At 69.3% G+C, this 17691-nt stretch carries 10 protein-coding genes and 1 pseudogene; 5 read left to right on the forward strand and 6 right to left on the reverse strand.

Annotation, left to right across the window (positions count from 1 at the left end; all coding sequences use genetic code 11):
- Positions 1-13: 13 nt before the first annotated feature.
- Together G1H11_RS00265 and G1H11_RS00270 are read right to left on the reverse strand one after the other, a co-directional pair.
- Complete coding sequence (locus tag G1H11_RS00265) at positions 14-1687, reverse strand: hypothetical protein (protein WP_163814985.1); 1674 nt, start codon at positions 1685-1687, stop codon at positions 14-16.
- Positions 1663-2484, reverse strand: a complete 822-nt coding sequence (locus G1H11_RS00270) for an ATP-binding cassette domain-containing protein (RefSeq protein ID WP_163814987.1) — start codon at positions 2482-2484, stop codon at positions 1663-1665. The genes G1H11_RS00265 and G1H11_RS00270 overlap by 25 nt, the downstream gene beginning before the upstream one ends.
- Positions 2485-2518: 34 nt before the next feature.
- On the opposite strand from G1H11_RS00270, the gene pgsA reads away from it, so the two are divergent.
- The 5 genes and pseudogenes from pgsA (at position 2519) to G1H11_RS00295 (ending at position 7269) form a co-directional block, all read left to right on the forward strand.
- Positions 2519-3097, forward strand: a complete 579-nt coding sequence (gene pgsA / locus G1H11_RS00275) for a CDP-diacylglycerol--glycerol-3-phosphate 3-phosphatidyltransferase (RefSeq protein ID WP_163814989.1) — start codon at positions 2519-2521, stop codon at positions 3095-3097.
- Positions 3094-3579: a CinA family protein gene (locus G1H11_RS00280; RefSeq protein ID WP_163814991.1), complete on the forward strand. Its 486-nt coding sequence runs from the start codon at positions 3094-3096 to the stop codon at positions 3577-3579. Before pgsA ends, G1H11_RS00280 begins: the two co-directional genes overlap by 4 nt.
- Before the next feature lie 144 nt (positions 3580-3723).
- Positions 3724-3993 (forward strand): annotated as a pseudogene (locus G1H11_RS26230) (helix-turn-helix domain-containing protein); the annotation flags it as partial.
- Between the two features lie 382 nt (positions 3994-4375).
- Complete coding sequence (locus tag G1H11_RS00290) at positions 4376-6028, forward strand: hypothetical protein (protein WP_163814995.1); 1653 nt, start codon at positions 4376-4378, stop codon at positions 6026-6028.
- A gap of 23 nt (positions 6029-6051) precedes the next feature.
- Positions 6052-7269, forward strand: a complete 1218-nt coding sequence (locus G1H11_RS00295; protein WP_163814997.1) for an AGE family epimerase/isomerase — start codon at positions 6052-6054, stop codon at positions 7267-7269.
- A gap of 119 nt (positions 7270-7388) precedes the next feature.
- Here the strand turns inward: G1H11_RS00295 and G1H11_RS00300 are convergent, their stop codons facing one another.
- The 4 genes from G1H11_RS00300 to G1H11_RS00315 form a co-directional block, all read right to left on the reverse strand.
- Positions 7389-8357, reverse strand: coding sequence for a helix-turn-helix transcriptional regulator (locus G1H11_RS00300; protein ID WP_163814998.1), 969 nt, complete (start codon positions 8355-8357; stop codon positions 7389-7391).
- 49 nt (positions 8358-8406) lie between these two features.
- Entirely contained in the window at positions 8407-9270 is an 864-nt protein-coding gene (locus tag G1H11_RS00305) for a phytanoyl-CoA dioxygenase family protein (RefSeq protein WP_163815000.1), read from the reverse strand.
- Between the two features lie 101 nt (positions 9271-9371).
- Positions 9372-14546 (reverse strand): DUF6351 family protein, encoded by a 5175-nt coding sequence (locus tag G1H11_RS00310; RefSeq protein ID WP_163815002.1) that lies wholly within the window; start codon positions 14544-14546, stop codon positions 9372-9374.
- Positions 14547-14579: 33 nt separating this feature from the next.
- Entirely contained in the window at positions 14580-17648 is a 3069-nt protein-coding gene (locus G1H11_RS00315; RefSeq protein WP_163815004.1) for an exo-alpha-sialidase, read from the reverse strand.
- Between the last annotated feature and the right edge of the window lie 43 nt (positions 17649-17691).

Below are 17691 nucleotides of genomic sequence, written 5' to 3' on the forward strand. Positions count from 1 at the left end.
ACGTCCGGGCGACTCACGTCCGGGTGGGTGTGATCCGGCTCAGCAGCTCGGGTCCGTTGTCGTCGAGGTAGCGTCCCCCGAGACGATTGCCCAGCCGGAGGAGGACCAGCCCGTACGCGGGCCCGGCGATCAGCAGTCCCCAGCCGATCTCGGGCCGCCACCAGATGGTCAGGCCGAGAACGACGTACACGGGCAGCGACACGAGCCCGACCACGAGACCTCCGGCGAACTGCTGGAGCACCACCGCGACGTTGCCCCCTCCGGGGGTGATGAACGGGTTGGCGCTGGCCGGCGGGGCAGGGAAGGCGATGACGACGCTGCTGACCGCCGCGAAGGCGAGGCCGGTGAGCACGGTCGCCACCGATCCGCCGATCGCGCCGGGCAGGAGGTCTGGCCGGTCGATGGTCAGGCACATGCTGGCGGAGGCGAGCACAACCACGGGCAGCGCCCAGGTGGCGCTGCCCAGAGCACGGCCGGCGCGATCGACTCGTCCGGGCAGCGACACCACGAGATGGGTCCAGATGGCGGTGCCGTCGTAGGCGGTGTGGTTGAGCATCATCAAGCCGATGAGCGTCCCGATACCCGGTGCCAGGATGACGAGCGTCTCGTCCTGGATCCCGGCCATGGACGGCGCGATGACGACGGCGAGCAGGATCAGGGGAATGATCAGAAGGCTGACTCTCTGGCGAGGGTCGCGCCACCAGAGGATCAGCACGCGGGAGGCGACGGCGCCGGTCACCGTCGAGGGAAGGATGCGCCGCGCCCACCCCGGGGTGAGTTCCCCACGACCGGGCCGCCTGGCGGAAGGGCGACCGCGTACGGGCGCGCCTCCGCTCTCCAGCGTCCGCCGGAGGGCGTGTCCCCAGATCGCCACGAGACCTGCGGCGGCGGCCGCCATGACGGCAAGCCTGGCCAGTCCTAGAGGCCACTCTCCCGTCAGCGCGTCGTACGGAGCCGCCCACGCCGCGCCGAGCGGCGTCCACGCCAGCAGACCGGCGATGTCCTCGAGAACGGACCGGGTGGCCAGTTCGGCCAGCGACGGCAACCCAACCTGCAACACGGCCAGGAGCCCGACGAGCAGCATTCCGAGCACCGACCACAGATCGCGGATGCGGCGCGAACGGACGATCTCGGACAGTGCCGTGGTGACGGTTCTGCTGGCGATCACACAGAAGACGGTGACCAGTACACCGCCGACGACGGCATACACCACCGGGACGATGCCGTAGGACCACGTGACGGTGGTGGAGAGGGCGACCACCAGCGTCGTCATGGAGGGAACACCGACGAACCCCGCCGCCAGCAGTCCGACGAGAAGAGCACGACGGTCGAGCGGAAGCAGCACGAAACGACGCGGATCGAGCGATTCGTCGATGCCGAAGACGAATATCGGCAGGAGCATCCAGCCGGCCACGATGGCGCTGCCGGCGTACACGAGGACGACGTAGGCGTCGGCGCTGTCGGCGTGGCGCAGGAGAGCGGCGAAGTAGGACCCGGCGACCGCCATTCCGATGCCTGCCGCGGTGCCGATCAGGCTCGCGATCAGACGCCGGTTCGAGCCCATCAGGCCGTTGCCGACGAGGCGCAGCTTGAGCCTGACGAACAGCGCGACGGTCTCGGCGGCGCCGAGCCGTGGGGCGGCAGGGCCGGGACTGCTGGTGCCTACCCCAATGAGCTGCGCAACCACGCCAGGCCTTCCCCCACGTCGCGCTGGCCGCCCACGAGCGCGACGAACCGCTCCTCCAGCGAGCTGTCTCCGCGAACGTCGGCCAGCGGGCCGGAGGCAAGAACCCGGCCCCCGGCGATCACGGCGACGTGGTCGCACAGCTGCTCGACGAGGGCCATCACGTGGCTGGAGAGAACGACGGTTCCACCTGCGGAGGCGAAAGACCGCAGGATGCCGCGGATGGTGGCGGCCGATACCGGGTCGACCGACTCGAACGGCTCATCGAGCAGGAGGATGCGCGGCCCGTGGATGAGCGCGCACGCCAAGCCGATCTTCTTCGTCATTCCGGCGCTGTAATCGACCACCAGCGTGTTCCCGGCCTGGGCGAGATCGAGCACGTCGAGCAGTTCGGTACTGCGTTGCCGCGCGAGGGCCGGATCGAGCCCGTGCAGCCGGCCCACGTACTCGAGAAGCTGGGTACCGGTCAGCCGATCGAACAGGGCGAGCCCGTCGGGCAGCACTCCCAGGAGCCGCTTCGCCGTCACGGGATCGCTCCACACGTCGTGCCCGAGCACGAACGCTGTCCCGGCGTCCGGCCGCAGCAGGCCGGTGGTGAGAGACAGGGTCGTGGTCTTGCCCGCGCCGTTGGGTCCCACCAGGCCGAAGAAGGAGCCGGTGGGGACGTCGAGGCTCAGGCCGCCGACGGCCACGGTCTGTCCGAAACGCTTGACCAGACCACGTAACGCGAGGGCAGGGGGCGCGCCGTTCCAGGCGGCGGGTTCCGAGCTGTGCGTCGAGACGTCGCTTCCGGTGCTCACCCATCGAGACTAGTCGCTCGACTAGGCTGTCGGCGTGCCCGACGTCCGTTCTTCCCAGCCCCAGCCGAGCGTGTGGAACATCGCCAACGGGGTCACCGTGCTGCGGTTCCTGCTGGTGCCGATCTTCGGCTGGCTGCTGCTCCGTGAGGGTGGGGCCGACGACGCCTCGCGGGTGGCTGCTTTCGTCACGTTCGCCATCGCGATGGTGACCGATCGCGCCGACGGTGAGCTGGCCCGGCGGCGCGGCCTGGTGACCGACTTCGGGAAGCTGGCGGACCCCATCGCCGACAAGGCGTTGACCGGTATGGCCTTCGTCGGGCTGTCGATCATCGGTGAGCTGCCGTGGTGGGTGACGGTGCTCGTCCTGGTCCGCGAGTGGGGAGTGACCGCCCTGCGATTCGCGGTGATCCGGCACGGGGTCATGCCGGCGGGCCGCGGAGGAAAGGCGAAGACGGCGCTTCAGGCGGTGGCGCTCGGGCTCTACGTACTTCCCTTGCCGGACGCCCTGGAGTTCATCCAGATCGGTGTGATGGCCGTCGCGGTAGCAGTCACAGTGGTCACCGGTGCGGACTATGTGCTGCAGGCCATGCGGCTGCGGCGGCACACTCCATGATCGACGGTGGCGTGGTGGCCGTCGCCGCGGTGCGGAACCTGGTGGACCGGCACTTGACCCTGGCCACGGCCGAGTCGCTCACCGGGGGCCTGGTCAGCGCCGCGCTGACGGCCGTGCAAGGGTCGTCGGCGGTACTCCGGGCGGGGGTGGTCGTCTATGCGACAGACACCAAGGCGAGCCTGGCAGGTGTGCCGAGCTCCGTGCTGGACGCCCATGGCCCGGTGGCAGCTGAGACGGCCGCGGCAATGGCCGAGGGCATCAGGCGACGCGTCGGTGCCGACGTCGGCTTGGCGACCACCGGCGTGGCGGGCCCTGAGCCACAGGACGGCCATCCACCGGGGACCGTGTACGTGGCGATGGCGGATGCGAGCGGGACGACCGTGCGAGCGTTCACCGGCGCGGACCGGCTGACCGGAGCCCGCGCGGCGGTGCGGGAGGCGACGGTCGCCGTCGCGCTGGAGATGCTTGCCCGGGTGTCGTGATCATGCGCTGCCAACACGGCGGGAATCGATTGGCTGGACGACACGTTAGTCAGATGTGAGCCCGCCTCCGCGATGCGTTTTCCGGACGTGGAGGTACGGTGGTAGTACGCAAGTGTCGAGACCGACCTTGAAAGGGGTGGCCCCATGGTTCTCGTCAGGCGCCTCATCGGTGACGTCATCCGACGCCGTCGGGTTGCTCAGGGCCGCACCCTGCGCGAGATCTCGGCGGCAGCACGAGTCAGTCTCGGATATCTATCGGAGGTTGAGCGAGGTCGCAAGGAAGCATCGTCGGAGCTGCTTGCTGCGATCTGTGGGGCGCTCGATATCCCCATGTCTGAAGTCCTTCGCGACGTCAGCGACGAGATGATGAGGGTCGAGGCCGCGGCCGTCGGTGCTCTCACCGAGTTGCGTCCGCGCGAGGAGACCAGGCAGCGCGACGTCGTCACAGTCGGCTGACGTCGAGCTCATATAGCCATGTGATTGGTGACGCCGTCCGGCGTGGTGACGCCGTCCGGCGGCGTTGCTGTGTTCTCGCCACGCGACGTGCTGCTCGCGTGGATAGGTGGGCCGCTGCCATCTCACCCGCCCATGAGCCTGCCTATGTGCCGCCTAATAATGACACATAAAAAGTCCTGATTAAGCTGTCCTAAACGTTGACTGCTGAGGCAGCTCTGGCTACGCTGCCGACAAGCGATCGGCCCTCTGACACGCGTCGATCGCAGTCTTCCGCTCGGTCCGCAACGCACGCTCACACCGCACATGTCGGGCGGCTCAGGCTGCCCCGAAGGAGACGGCAATGGCAGACGGGACAGGAAACACCAGCCGTAGGCGCTTTCTGCGAGGCGCGGCGGGCCTTTCGGCCGGTACCGCCGGGGCGATCATGGGGTGGCCGGCCGCCCTGTCATGGGGCACTGATGCCGGCCGCACCGTCCCGGCAGGGCTGGAGCACGTCACCAGGGAGGCGTTCGACCAGCTCGATCAGTCGTTCAACGGCGGGGACGGGTACAAGTACGAGACGAACGACAAGGACAGCTCCGGCTTGAGCGGCAAGCTCGCCTGGGGTGAGGCGTACAGTCTGCAGGCCTACGCCCTGATGTTTCAGACCTACCGGGACACGTACTACCTCGACAAGATGGTCGATCACCTCGACCACGTCCTGGCCGCCCGCGACAGCGAACGCGGCGTGACCGACCACACCGGTGCGTCGCGTCCCGCGTGGCGTGCGGATCACCATTACACGGTCGGCTATGTCACGTTGCCGGACACGCTCGGCCGGCCGGTGTTCCAGGTACGTACGGCGCTTGCCTACGCCGACGCCACGTCGGTCACGGTGGCTCCCGGCACGGCCGCGGGAACCTTCCGGCTGGATGTCCACAACACGCAGTACGGCCGGACCACCAGCCATGACAATCTGAGCCCGGATCCGGCGAGCCCGGACTACGCCGTCAGTCGAGTGCTGAACGGGTTCCGGCGTGAGTCGCCGCACCGCGTTCTGGTCACCCTGAAGGACGTGCGCGAATCCGGATCCGAGACGGGCGACATGGCGTCCGGCGAGTACTCGATGGTTTCCGAGCCGTACATCTTCGAGGCGCACACCGGGCAGATCGCGCTTCCGCTGGTCGTCTTCGCGCGCATGGTCGACTCGTATCCAGAGCTCGGGTCTGTCCCGCTCTATCGAGACCGCGCCGCGCTGTACCTGGCGGCAGCCGAGGAGGCGGTGGGCGTCCACGATCCGGAGTGGCGGGAGACCGAGCTCGGCGAGGGGTACTACGTCACGCTTCCCGACGCCCCGGTCTGGCACGCCGGTATCGACAATCCGATCAACCACTTTCTTACCGTTGGCCGTGCCACCGTGCAGCTGGCCGCCGCCACCGGAGACCCGGTGTACGCCGACCGGGCGACGAAGATGGCCCGAACGCTGCGTGGCAGTTTGAGCGTCGACGCCGGGGGAGCCTACATCTGGCCGTACTGGTGGCCGAAGGGAGCGGCCTACCGCGGCTGGGATGTCGACGCTCCGCTGTCGGAGTATCGTCCCTGGTACCCGGGGAACCAGTCGATCGAGGACACGAGCCACGGCCAGATCGACATGAACTTCGCACTCGAGGTGTTCCGGGACGGGCGCACGCTTCACCGCAACGGCCGGCCCGTTTTCACCGGTGAAGACATGGAACGCTTCGCTGCGACGTTCAGCCAGAACATCGCCGCGACCACGGACGCCGGAGCGCCGACCGTGCACCGCTTCATCGACGGATCTGGCGATACAGGGCTCGAAGCGTATGAGCGTATGTCCGCGTCGTGGGCCGGCCTGGCGCCGTGGGATCAGGAAGTCCTCAGCCACAGTGCGGACATCTTCGCCCAACGTGAACTCGTCAACCTCCCCTCGACGCTGTATTGCATGGCACGGCTGAACCACGCGGCGTGGGCCCCGTCGGGGCGGCGTCGCCGGTGAGAACGGGACTTGGGACAGAATCCGTGCAGGAAACGGCGCGCCGTCAGCTTGAGGACGTCATCTTCCCGTTCTGGCTCAGCCAAGGTATCGATGGCGTCCACGGGGGCTTCTACACCTGTTTCGACAACCGCGGTCGCACGTTGCTGTCCACGGACAAGTTCACCTGGTCCCAGGGCCGTTTCGTGTGGTTGCTCGCCCGGGCGGCGCGGCTCGCGGCCGGTGGGCTGCTGAGCCTGGACGCGGCCGAGCTGACCGCGACGGCCACCCGCGGGGCCGAGTTCCTGGCCGAGCACGCCGTACGTGACGACGGCACGTGTCACTACGTGCTCACCGAGAAGGGAGCGCCGGCGGCGCCGTCGCCCGGGCAGACACACAGCACGTACGCGGACTGTTTCGCCGCCATGGGCTTCGCCGAGCTGGCTCGCTGGACCAGCGATCCGGGCTGGCTCGACCTCGCGGGAACCATCCTGGCGAGGGCGAGCGCCGATGTCGAAACCGGCCGTGCGGTCACCGCTCCGTACCCGGTGCCGAGCGGGTTCACCGGATTCGGGCCCCGGATGATCGTGCTCAATACGACCCTGGAGTATGTCACGGCTCGCCACGAGCTCGGCGTGCGCGGCGACGGCGACCTGCCGGCTCTGGCGGCGGCTCGTACCGCGATGTTGCGTCACCGTCAGGCCGACGGCTCGTTCCAGGAGATGATTCCCCGCGACCCCGAGGACGCGTCGTTCATCGCGCGCCATCGCGTGCCCGGTCACGCCATCGAGGGAATATGGATGGCGCTCGATGCCGGCGAATTCCTCGGCGAGACGGCGGACACCGCCGATCTGCTGACGAGCATCGACGTCTTGTGCCGGTCGGCCTGGGACGATCACCACGGCGGCCTCTTCCGCTATGTCGACGCCCAGGGCAACACTGCGCCCCGAGGCGAGACGACGGGCACCGTGTATGAGGAGCTGGTCGGGCGGACGTGGGATACGAAGCTGTGGTGGGTCCACTCGGAGTCGGCATACACCACGGCGCTGGCCGCTCATCGCCACGGTGACGAAGCGGCTGCGGAGTGGTTCGACCGGATCTGGGACTACACCCTGCGCACCTTCCCGGGCGGTACCGACGGAGAGGAGTGGATTCAGATCCGGGACCGGCAGGGCAGGCCGCTGGACGAGGTCGTGGCTCTGCCCGTCAAGGACCCGTTCCATGTCTCTCGCAACCTGATGCAGCTGCTCGATCTCACCGGATGACATCGAGGAGAGGTTGAAGACGGGCAGGAAGGTCCCGGCCTGGGGCGCCGCATCTGACCTTTCCTGCTGGGGCCGTGTTCGCCATGGGAACGCAGGAGGTGCGCTGGGCGGCGATCGCTCTACGATGTGCGGGCGTTGACCGTGCGGAGCCGGCGTTCCAGCGGGCGCAGCCTGGTCTGGCCGACCGGCGCGAGGCGCGACGATCCGGCTCCGTCAGCGCGGAATACGCTGGGCGGCACGCCGTAGGCGGCGCGGAAACGCCGGGAGAAGTGGTAGGCGTCGGTGAAGCCGCACTGAGCAGCGATCGCCGCCATGGTGAGGTTGCTCATCCAGAGCAGCGGCTCGGCGCGGGCCAGCCGGATCAGTTCCAGCGCGGCCACCGGGCCGACGCCGAACTCCCGCCGGAACAGCCGGGACAACGAGCTCGGCGAGATCGACGCCGCGGTCGCCAGCTCGGTCAGCGGCACCGGCCGGGCCACTCCGTCTCGCCACCGGCCAGCGACATGCCTCACCATGGCGTCGAGTGGGCGGGGGAACGGCGGGTCGTCGTCGCCGGGAAGTGGACCGGCCACGAAGGTGACCACCAGCAGGGCGAGCACATCGCGAGCTCGCTCCTTCCATCCGTCAGGACGGGCGTCGCCGAGCCACAGCAGGTAGCGGCAGAGGGCCGCGATCGGGCCGTCGCGCTCATCTATCGGGTGGGTCAAAGGCCAGTGTTCGGGTGACCCGAGCGCCTGGGCGCCCGGGTCGGATACCAGGGCTCGCGGCCCGAGCACCGGGTCCTGGTGCTGTGCGGGTTGCACGACGTCCCCCAGGGTGAAATGGACATAGGCGTGCCGCGTCGGCCCGTCGGTGTCCCAGCGAAACGAATCCCGCATGCCGGGGCGCACCAGCAGCAGGCGCCCCGGCTCCAGCTGGACCGGTTCGGCCGCGCCGTCGTGCCACCACGAAGCCCGGCCCCGGAGGATCCAGACGAACTGAAAGCTCTTCGCCTCGCGGGGCCCGAACGTGGACCCGGGCGGGTAGTCCGCCACGGCCGGCCCCAGTCTGGGGACCAGCCCGACGCCCAGACCCCGGCCCGTTGTCATGGGGGATCCCGCCGTTGACGAGCGGATCCCCGATGCCCCCGGGGGAGCGTCATCTGTCGCAGCCCCCCGCACGGTCGGGGCGTATGTACGGCTGCCGGATCTGCTCGATCCCCTTGTAGGCGTACGGGTCCTCGCCGGCCACCAGGACGACGTCGCGGAAGTCGGCCTGCGCCATCGGCTGACCTTCGGCCGGACGCCCCCACGGCAGCAGGGACGTCGCGCTCATGTAGTGGTTCACCAGCGCCCGGCGATACCCCCGGCCGCCGGTGTTCGGCAGCGACTTGTGGAGCAGGTACCCGTTGAACAGCAGGACAGAGCCCGCCGGGATCTCCACCGGGACGGCGTCGGCGTCGGTGTACGGAAAGTCGAAGGACTCCACGGTGCAGTCGTAGCGCGGGTCGTTGTGCTCCCGGTTCGGAAAGATGACGCCACGGCGGTGCGATCCAGGCAGGACCCACAGGCAGCCGTTCTCCACGGTCGCGTCGTCCAGTGCTATCCACGCCGCGGTCAGGGAGCGGTCCCGGGTGGGGATGAAGAACTCGTCCTGGTGCCAGGCCTGGCCGGGTTTACCCTCCGCTTTGATGAACAGCATCGACTGCATCGCCTTGACGTCCGGGCCGATCACGTGGGTCAGCGCATCGACGACGACCGGGTGCCGCATCCCCTCGAGCATGAGCGCGGAGAGCTTGTGCGGGTAGTGGATGCACAGGTACCGGCGCATCACCTCGTCGTCGGAGAGCGACGCGCCGGCGTCGGAGCCGCCCTTGATCTCGCCGAGTTCACCTCGGCAGATGCGCAGCGTCTCGACGCGCAGCTCGTCGACCTCGTGCGCGCTCAGTGCGCCGTCGAGGATGACGTAGCCGTCGCGGGCGAACTGGTCGGAAAGTGTCCGGGCGGACGTCTCTACGGTCATGAAGGCCTCCTTGATTCAGTATCAACCATGCCGGTCAGCCACAGCAGGAGGCCATGGCTGACCGGCGCAGGCTGATGGCGAATCAGGTCATCTGCCGCCCGTCAGAAGCGGAGCCAGGTGTCGCTGAGGCCCTGTTGTTCGACGCCGGGCTTGGAGTAGTCGCAGACGCCGCCGGGGAAGATCGCCTCCAGGCGGTCCCACTGCTCGGCATCTAACTGCACCGCGTACTCCTCCGGGTCTGGTGCCTTCAACTGGCATTTGACCACGTCCGCGGCGACGCTCTCACCGGCGACCTCCCGGGGAAACGATGCTGTCGGGTACAGCTGCTCGCATTCACCGGCCGGGTCCCGGTCCAGCGTCTCCGCGATGAACACGGGGTTCGTGTCGCGGGTGTTGCACCCCTCCACGAGGTCCGCCGGCCGCGCCCGGACGATCTTGTCGATCGGTGCGTCACCGGAGGTGTCCGCCGCGATGGCGGTGAGCCAGTCGTCCATCTCGATGATGGCGTGCCGCAGCATCGGACTGTCCGTGCTGAAACCGCCATAGCGGATGTCTTCCAGCAGGCTGACGTAATTGGCGGAGGTGCCGTTCGCCTCCGCCATGCGCTCCTTCATCGAGAACGTGTGGTAGCGCAGGTGCAGCTCGCCGTTCGGGTTGTCGTCCCGGTACGCCCGGTAGTCGATGACCGGGATGCCGGCGAGCCCTCCGCCGCCGCTGGCCAGCCGGCCAGTCTGGTAGGCGATCCGGATCGCCTCCTGGTCTCCGGCCGTCCGCTCCGGCCGGATGTTCGCGTCGTGGTCGAACCCGCCCACGTGCTCGTTGAGGTCCAGGAACTGCTCGGGGCTGATCGTTCCGTCGTTCAGCGCTTGCAGCCCGTACTGGATCCCGACGTTGTCCAGCGGGCGCCGGGCGAACCCGGTGGCCGGATCCCGCCCGTACACGTTCACCGCGTGGTCGTAGACGCCGCAGCGCACACCGGTGGGGTTGGTGTCCGGGTGGTATCGCTGCGCTGCGGGGACGATGCCGCAGAACGAACGCGGGTCGATCCGGCGCGCTCCGCCCGAGACGGCGCCCGCGGTGGCGTACGTGGCGAATCCGGTGGCGGCGCGCTGCTCCTCCTCGGTCCACTCGGTGTCCGTGCTGGCGAAGTACGTGTCGAGCAGCCAGGCGTCGGTGATCATGTTGACCGTGCTGAAACCGACGTCAGGGAACGACGAGCCGATGATGATGCCATCGAAGATCCCTGGATAGTTGTCGGTGGTCTGATACGCCTGGTAGGAGCCTCCGGACGAGCCGAAGCCGATGACGTGCTTCGCCGGGCCGTAGGTTTCGATGAAGCGCTCCTTCACCATCATCGCCGACTCCGCCGCCGTGAGATCCGAGCAGTTCGAGCCGAAGACGTTCAGCGACGACGACATCACGCCGTAGCCCTGGCCCAGCATGAATGCGTCGACGACTCCGCCGGTATTGCGGCCCTGCCGGTACCAGCCGTTGGTGCAGCCGCCCCCGAGGGTGAAGATCGCGGCGCCGTTCCAGGCTGCGGGCGGGCTGTCGAACGACGGCTCCGGCTCGGTCAAAGGATCATGCAGCACCGTGTGCTGGTAGATCGACCGGTTCACGGTGCCGGTTTCCATCCGGACGACGAACGGTGCGTCGTCGCCCGTCGACGTGGTGGTGGTCGCCATGTCGTCCGGGTACGACGACGCACCGTCCGGCCAGGGCGCGTAGGTGTCCCCGGTGGTCCGGTAGAAGTAGTCGACGCGGGTCTGGACCGAGCAGTTCTCGTCGAGTGGTGCGCCGAGGTTGCCGCCGATCACAGGCATGGTGAACGACGTGGTCTCGCAGGCGAACGGCTGCTGGTGCGGGCCGGAGAACACCGGCCCCTCAGTAGGGTGGTTGACCACCACCAGCTGTGAGCGCCGGCTCTCCCCGCCGGTCGCCGCCACCACGTTGTCTCCGGTGTTGAGGCCGGTCACCACGCCGGTCAGCGTGCGGGCATCCTCGTCGACGACGAAGTCAGCGGTGACGTCGAGATCATTGGCCTGCACCGCCACGTCGTCCAGGGCAATGTCCTCGCCGACGTCGATCCGGATCAGCGAGTCGCCGCCCGAGACCGTGTCCGGCCGCCCGGACAACGTGGTGAGCCTGAGCGACTCGTCGTCCTCACCGTCGTCGCCGGCGGGGTTCGTGGTCGCCGAGACGGGATCGGACGCCATGCTGCCGCGGTCGGGCCGGCCGGGCTGGGTGGCGGTGATGGCGTAGACGCGGTGTTCGTAGGCCGTGCCGGGGGAGAGGCCAGTGCTGGTGAAGGTCGTCTCGCCGGCGGGCGTCTCTCCGGCGAGCTCCCACGCGCCGGTTCCGGCTGGGCGTCGTTCGACGTGATAGCCGGTGGCACCCTCCCTGGCGGTCCAGGTCACGTCGATGCTCGACGACGACGCGGCCGCGGCCTGGACGTCGTCGGGCGTGTCCGGCACCGGGTCCCGGGTGAGGGTGATGCCGTCCGCGACGACGAAGCCGTCGGCGTCGTTGCTCAGCTCCACCGATCCGGAGCTGCCGGCCTCGAACCGGTAGGTGCCGAGATTCACCCACACGCCCGGGCGGTCCGCGTCGGCCAGACTGCGGGCCTGGCCGCGCTGGTCCACCCGGACGGTGGTGCTGCCGTCAGCGTGGTTGATCGTGTACGGCGCGTTGGACGCCCGGTTCGGATGCGAGACGTACCAGGCGAGCACCTGATACTCACCAGCCACGGGCACGTCGAGCCGGAATCGGGCCAGCCGGTCACCGGTGCCCGCGGGCGCGGAGCGGTAGCTGACGCCGTAGTACGGGTGCCCGGCCTGACCGGTGGCGCGGCTCCAGGTTCCCGACACCATCTGGAAGTCGCCGACCGACTCGTCGTCGACCACCACATCGCGGATCAGATCGTGGTCACCGCCGCCGGAGATCAGCGTCAAGTGGTCCACGCCGATCGTGGTGCCGCCCTGGTGGCCCTCGCCTACCAGCGTGAACCGGATGCGGTGTCCGCCCTGGCGCAAGTGGACGGTGCCGTGCTGGTAGGTCTGGTAGGCCGCGTTCGCGGGCAGGGTCGGATCGACGAGCCCGTCTGGCAGGTCGGTGCCGTCGATGCTGACCTGGACCTTGCCGCGGTTCCAGTGCCGGTGGTAGCGCACGGCGATCTCATACTCGCCCGCGCCGTCGACGGTGAACGGGATCTCGACATAGTCGCCCGGTGCCTGAGCATCGTACTGGAGGTACCGGCCGCCACGCGCGTTCTCATCTTCGACGACCTCGGTGCCGCCCGGCCGGTCAGGGTTCGAGCGGGTTCGCTCCAGCGGGAGATGGACGACGGCGTCGTCGGGGACGTTGCTCGCACCGTCGGTGACCAGCCCGGCGATCTCAGCGGGGGACAGTACCCGGTCGAACAGCAGCGTCTCGTCGATGCCGCCGGTCAGGGCGTTGGCGCCGTCGGGCCGTTGACCGATGTGGATGCCCTCGCGGGCATTGCTGGACACAGACCCGACCGGGCTGGCACCCGAGGCCACCGCCTCTCCGTCCAGGTACAGCGTCACAGCGTCGCGGTCCCGGGTGAGGGCCACGTGGTGCCATTCGCCGTCGGCGTAGTTCCCGGGGGCGGTCAATGCCCGTGTCCCCGCTCCGGTGTCCACCAGGGCGCGCAGCCGGTTGTCGCCGGGTTCCGCCCGGATCCACCACTGCGGGGTGCTGCTTCCCATCGCGTAGGCCCACATGATCGCCTGCGAGCTCTGCTCCTCGGTGCGGAACCACGCCGCGGTGGTGAACTCGTCGCCGGCGCTTGCCACGGAACGGGTGAGCGGAATCTGCAGATGGTCGTCCGCACTGAGCTCGAGCGCCGAGCCGACCGCTCCCTTCGTCACCGTGGGGCTTCCGGTGACGGCGGCATGATTTCGGTGTGCGGAGATGTCCGGTGTGATCGTCGAGATCCGCGGCACTCTCGACCCAGGCCTGGTGCGGACGTCGGCGGTGGCGCCGAGTTCGACCGCCTGCTCGGCGACGCCGCCGCCGTTGGATCCGTCGTCACGGCCATCGGTAAGCCACGCGAGGTCGAACGTGGCTACCGCGACCCGTTGCGGCGCGGAGAGGATCTCGCCGTCGCGGCCGTAGATGAGCACGATGGTTCCGTCGGCCAGCACGGCCATGTCGGAGTAGTACGAGGAGCCGGCGTTGATCATCTTCTCGTACCGGTAGGTGTAGCCGTCGTCGTAGCTCACCCCGATGGTGAGCGCCTCGCGGCGGGCCGAGTCCGGCCGGCTGTGCAGCACCCGGCTCACCCCGTCCGCGCCGGTGAACTGCACGAAGCCCGCGTCCACCGCCGTGTACCGGCCCGTGGCCGGCTCCAGGACCGGATCCGACCAAGTGATCCCGCCGTCCGTACTGACCGCGCTGATCCGGTTGCGATGCCCGCCAGCGGCCGAGCGGCCGTTGACCACGACGGCGCCGTCGTCGCGCTGCCAGATCCGGCTCTCGTTGATCGGATAGTCGATGTCCACCGGGATCGGCTCACCGGCTTCCCAGGTGTCGCCGTGGTCATCACTGTAGATCAGCGACACCCCGTACAGACGTTCCGGAACGGTATGGCCGATCACCTCACGGCGATGCAACACCTGCAGTGCCAGCCGCCCGTCGTCCAGCTGGATGCCGTGCCCCGGCCCGGGACCGTGCAGCGTCCAGCCGTAGTCGTTGTCCTCGAACAGCTCCGGCATCTCGACCGGGTCGGTCCAGGTCAGGCCATCGTCATCGCTGTGGACCATGAAGACTTCCTGGCGATCACCGGAGCAGGTGGTGTTGCCCTGGTCGCGCAGCGACATCCCGAAGAAGACGAAGATGTCGCCGGTCTCCTGGTCGACCACCGGTGACGGGTTGCCCCACGACTGGCCTTCTTCCGCCGGCACCACTACCTGGGACGGCTCCCAGCTGGCGCCGGCGTCGGTGCTGCGCCGGAGGAGCAGTTCCCGGGGGCCGGCGTCGCACGTCTCGTGCCGTCCCTCCGTGAAGGCCAGGATGGTGTCCTGCGGAGTCACCGCCAGCCCGTGCACGTGGTAGTTCTCCAGCGGGTCCGTCTCGGAATCCCACAGGATCGTCTCATCGTAGAAGCCGTGCTCGGCGTCGGCCGCCTGGGGGAGATTCGCAGCGGGGAGGGTCGCCGACGATGGTGCGGCGACCAGGGCGCCGGCGGCGAGCGTGCCGGCCGAGAGCAGGACCGCGGCAGCTTTTCGCCGCGCGGTCAACCAGCGGTTGGTCATGGTGTTGCCCCTTTCCAACTCGATGCAGTGATGTCAGGTGGTTGTTGCCTGGACGGGATCGGTGGGCAGGCTGCCCCGGGCCGGGCGGCCCGGGTGGGTGTCGACGACGGCGTAGACGCGGTGTTCGTAGGCCGTGCCGGGGGAGAGGCCGGTGCTGGTGAGGGTGGTCTGGTCGCCGGGCGTTTCGCCGGCGAACTCCCACGCGCCGGTTCCGGCTGGGCGTCGTTCGACGTGATAGCCGGTGGCACCCTCACTGGCGATCCAGGTCACGTCGATGCTTGACGACGACGCGGCGGTGGCCTGGACGTCGTCGGGGGTGTCCGGCACGGGGTCGCGGGTCAGGGTGATGGCGTCGGCGATGACGAAGCCGTCGGCGTCGTTGCCGAGTTCCACCGATCCGGAGCTGCCGGCCTCGAACCGGTGGGTGCCGAGGTTCACCCAGACGCCGGGGCGGTCCGGGTCGGTGAGGCTGCGGGCTTGTCCGCGTTGGTCGACGCGGACCGTGGTCTCGCCGTCGGCGTGGTTGATCGTGTACGGCGCGTTTGACGCCCGGTTCGGATGTGAGACGTACCAGGCGAGCACCTGGTAGTCGTCCGTCACGGGCACGTCCGGCCTCCACCGGACGGCACGGTCCCCCGTCCCGGTGGAAGCGGACCGGTAGCTCACGCCGTAGTACGGATGGCCCGCCTGGCCGGTGGCCCGGCCCCAGGTCCCCGACATCTCGAAGGCGCCCACCGAGTCGTCGTCGACCACCGCGTCGCGGACCAGGTCGTGGTCGCTGCCGCCGGAGATCAAGGTCAGGTGGTCGGGCGTGATCGCGGTGCCGCCGAGCCGGCCTTCGTCCACCAGCGTGAATCGGATCCGGTGCAGTCCCTTGTCCAGTGAGACGGTGCCGAGCTGGTAGGTCTCGTACGCCTCGTTCGCGGCCAGCGACGGGTCGATCAGGCCTTCCGGCAGGTCGGCGCCGTCGATGCTGACCTGGATCTGCCCGCGGTCCCAGAAACGGTGGTAGCGGACGGCCACCTCGAAGTCACCCGAGTCCCGGGGGAGCCGGAAAGGCACGTCGATGTAGTCGCCAGGGGCGGCGGCCTCGTAGTGCAGTGCGCGTCCGCCGCGGGCGTTGGCGTCGTCGACGACACGTGGCCGCTCCGGAAGGACCGGCTGCGGCCGGGTTTCCTCCAGCGGCAGGCGCACCACCGCACCACCGGGAGGAGTCGCGCCGGAGCCTGCGTCCGCGAGCGCAGCGATCTCACTGGCCGGCAGCGCGGTGTCGTACAGGTAGACCTCGTCGACGGCGCCGGTGAACGGATTGGCTCCGTCCGGCCGCTGCCCGATGTGGATGCCGAGCCGGGCGCCGGCCGACGCCGAGCCGAACAGGTTCTCGGCCTCGGCCGCCAGTTCGCCGTCGACGTAGAGCGCCATCGCGTCGTCGGAGCGGGTCAGCGCCACGTGGTGCCACTCGCCGTCGGCGACGTCGCCCGGGGCCACCAGAGAACGCGTCGCGGCGCCGGAGTCGAGCAGGGCGCGAATGCGGTTGTCGCCGGGTTCCGCGCGGATCCACCACTGGGGCGTGCTGGAACCCATGCCGTACGCCCACATGATCGTCTGTGAGGTCTGCTGCTCGGTGCGGAACCAGGCGGCGGCGGTGAATGTCTCGCCGGCCCCCGTGATCGAGTCGGACCGCGGAAGTTCGAGATGATCGCCCGGGCCGAACTCCAGCGCCGGACCGACCGCCCCGTCGACCGCGTCGGGAGAACCGGCCACGATGGCGTGGTTGGCGTGACCCGACGCGTCTGGCGTGACCGTGCTGAACACCGGCTTCCCGGTCTTGGTCCCCGTGCGCACCCCGGCCGTGCTAGCCAGCTCGACCTCATGCTCGGTCAGGCCCGGGCCGCCCGAGCCGGTGTCCCGGCCGTCGGTGAGCCACGCGACGTCGAACCGCGCCAGGGCCACTCGACCGGGAAAGGCGAGAACGTCCCCGTCGCGGCCGTAGAGCGCGAGGATCGTGCCGTCGGACAGCACCGCGAGGTCCGAATAGTAGGACGGCCCTGGGTGCAGGGTCTTCTCGTACCGGTAGGTGTAGCCGTCGTCGTAGCTCACTGCGACGGTGAGGTTCTCCCGACGGGCGGAGTCGGGCCGGCTGTGCAGGGTGCGGCCGACGCCGTCGGGTCCCTCATACCGCAGGACACTGGAGTCGACGGCCGTGTAGCGGCCGGTGGCCGGCTCGAGGACCGGGTCCGACCAGGTGAGGCCACCGTCGGTACTCACCGCGCTGATCCGGTGCCGGTGCCCGCCCGCGGCGGCGCGCCCGTTCACCACGACGGCGCCGTCGGCGCGCTGCCAGATCCGGCTCTCGTTGATCGGGTAGTCCGGTGAGACGGGGACCCGCCCGCCGCGCTGCCAGGTTTCGCCGTGGTCGTCGCTGTAGAGGGTGTCGATGCCGTACCGGCGCTCCGACGCGGGCAGGTTCACCGACCGCCGGTGCAGGATCGGCAGGATCAGCCGTCCGCTGTCGAGCTGGATGCCGTGCCCGGGCCCGGGGCCGTTCAGGATCCAGCCGAAGGGATTGTCGGCGAACAGATGGCCGAAGCCGACCGGGTCGCTCCAGCTCGCGCCCGAGTCGTCGCTCCTGATCAGGTTGACGTCGGCGCTGGTGGGGCCCTGGTAGAACAAGAAGGCGGTGCCCGTCTCGCTGTCGACCAGCGCGGTCGGGTTGCCCCAGGTCTCTCCGCCGGTCGGGACGAGGACCTCGGTGGGCTCCCACGTGTCGCCGCCATCGGTGCTGCGGCGCATCAGGATGTCCTTCGGGCCGCCGTCGGACAACGCGTAACGGCCCTCCGTGAAGGCGAGGACCGTGTCGTCTGGCGTCACGGCCAAGGCGTGCACGTGGAAGTTCTCGTGCGAGTCGCTCTCGGAGTCCCACAGCGTGGTTTCGTGGAAGTAGCCGGACTCGCTCGTGCGTGGCGCTTGCGTGCGGGGTGCCGGTGTGCCGCGTGCGGCTGGGTCTGCCGCGCCCGCGGTGAGGGCTCCCGCGGTGAGGGCTCCCGTGACGAGGGCTCCCGCGGTGAGGATTCCGGCGATGGCGGTGAGGCGGTGCAGCATTGCGTCGACCTCTTTCCTCTGGCTGGCGCCAGGTGCGGCGGGT

Source organism: Phytoactinopolyspora alkaliphila, assembly GCF_010550695.1.
Lineage (GTDB): Bacteria > Actinomycetota > Actinomycetes > Jiangellales > Jiangellaceae > Phytoactinopolyspora > Phytoactinopolyspora alkaliphila.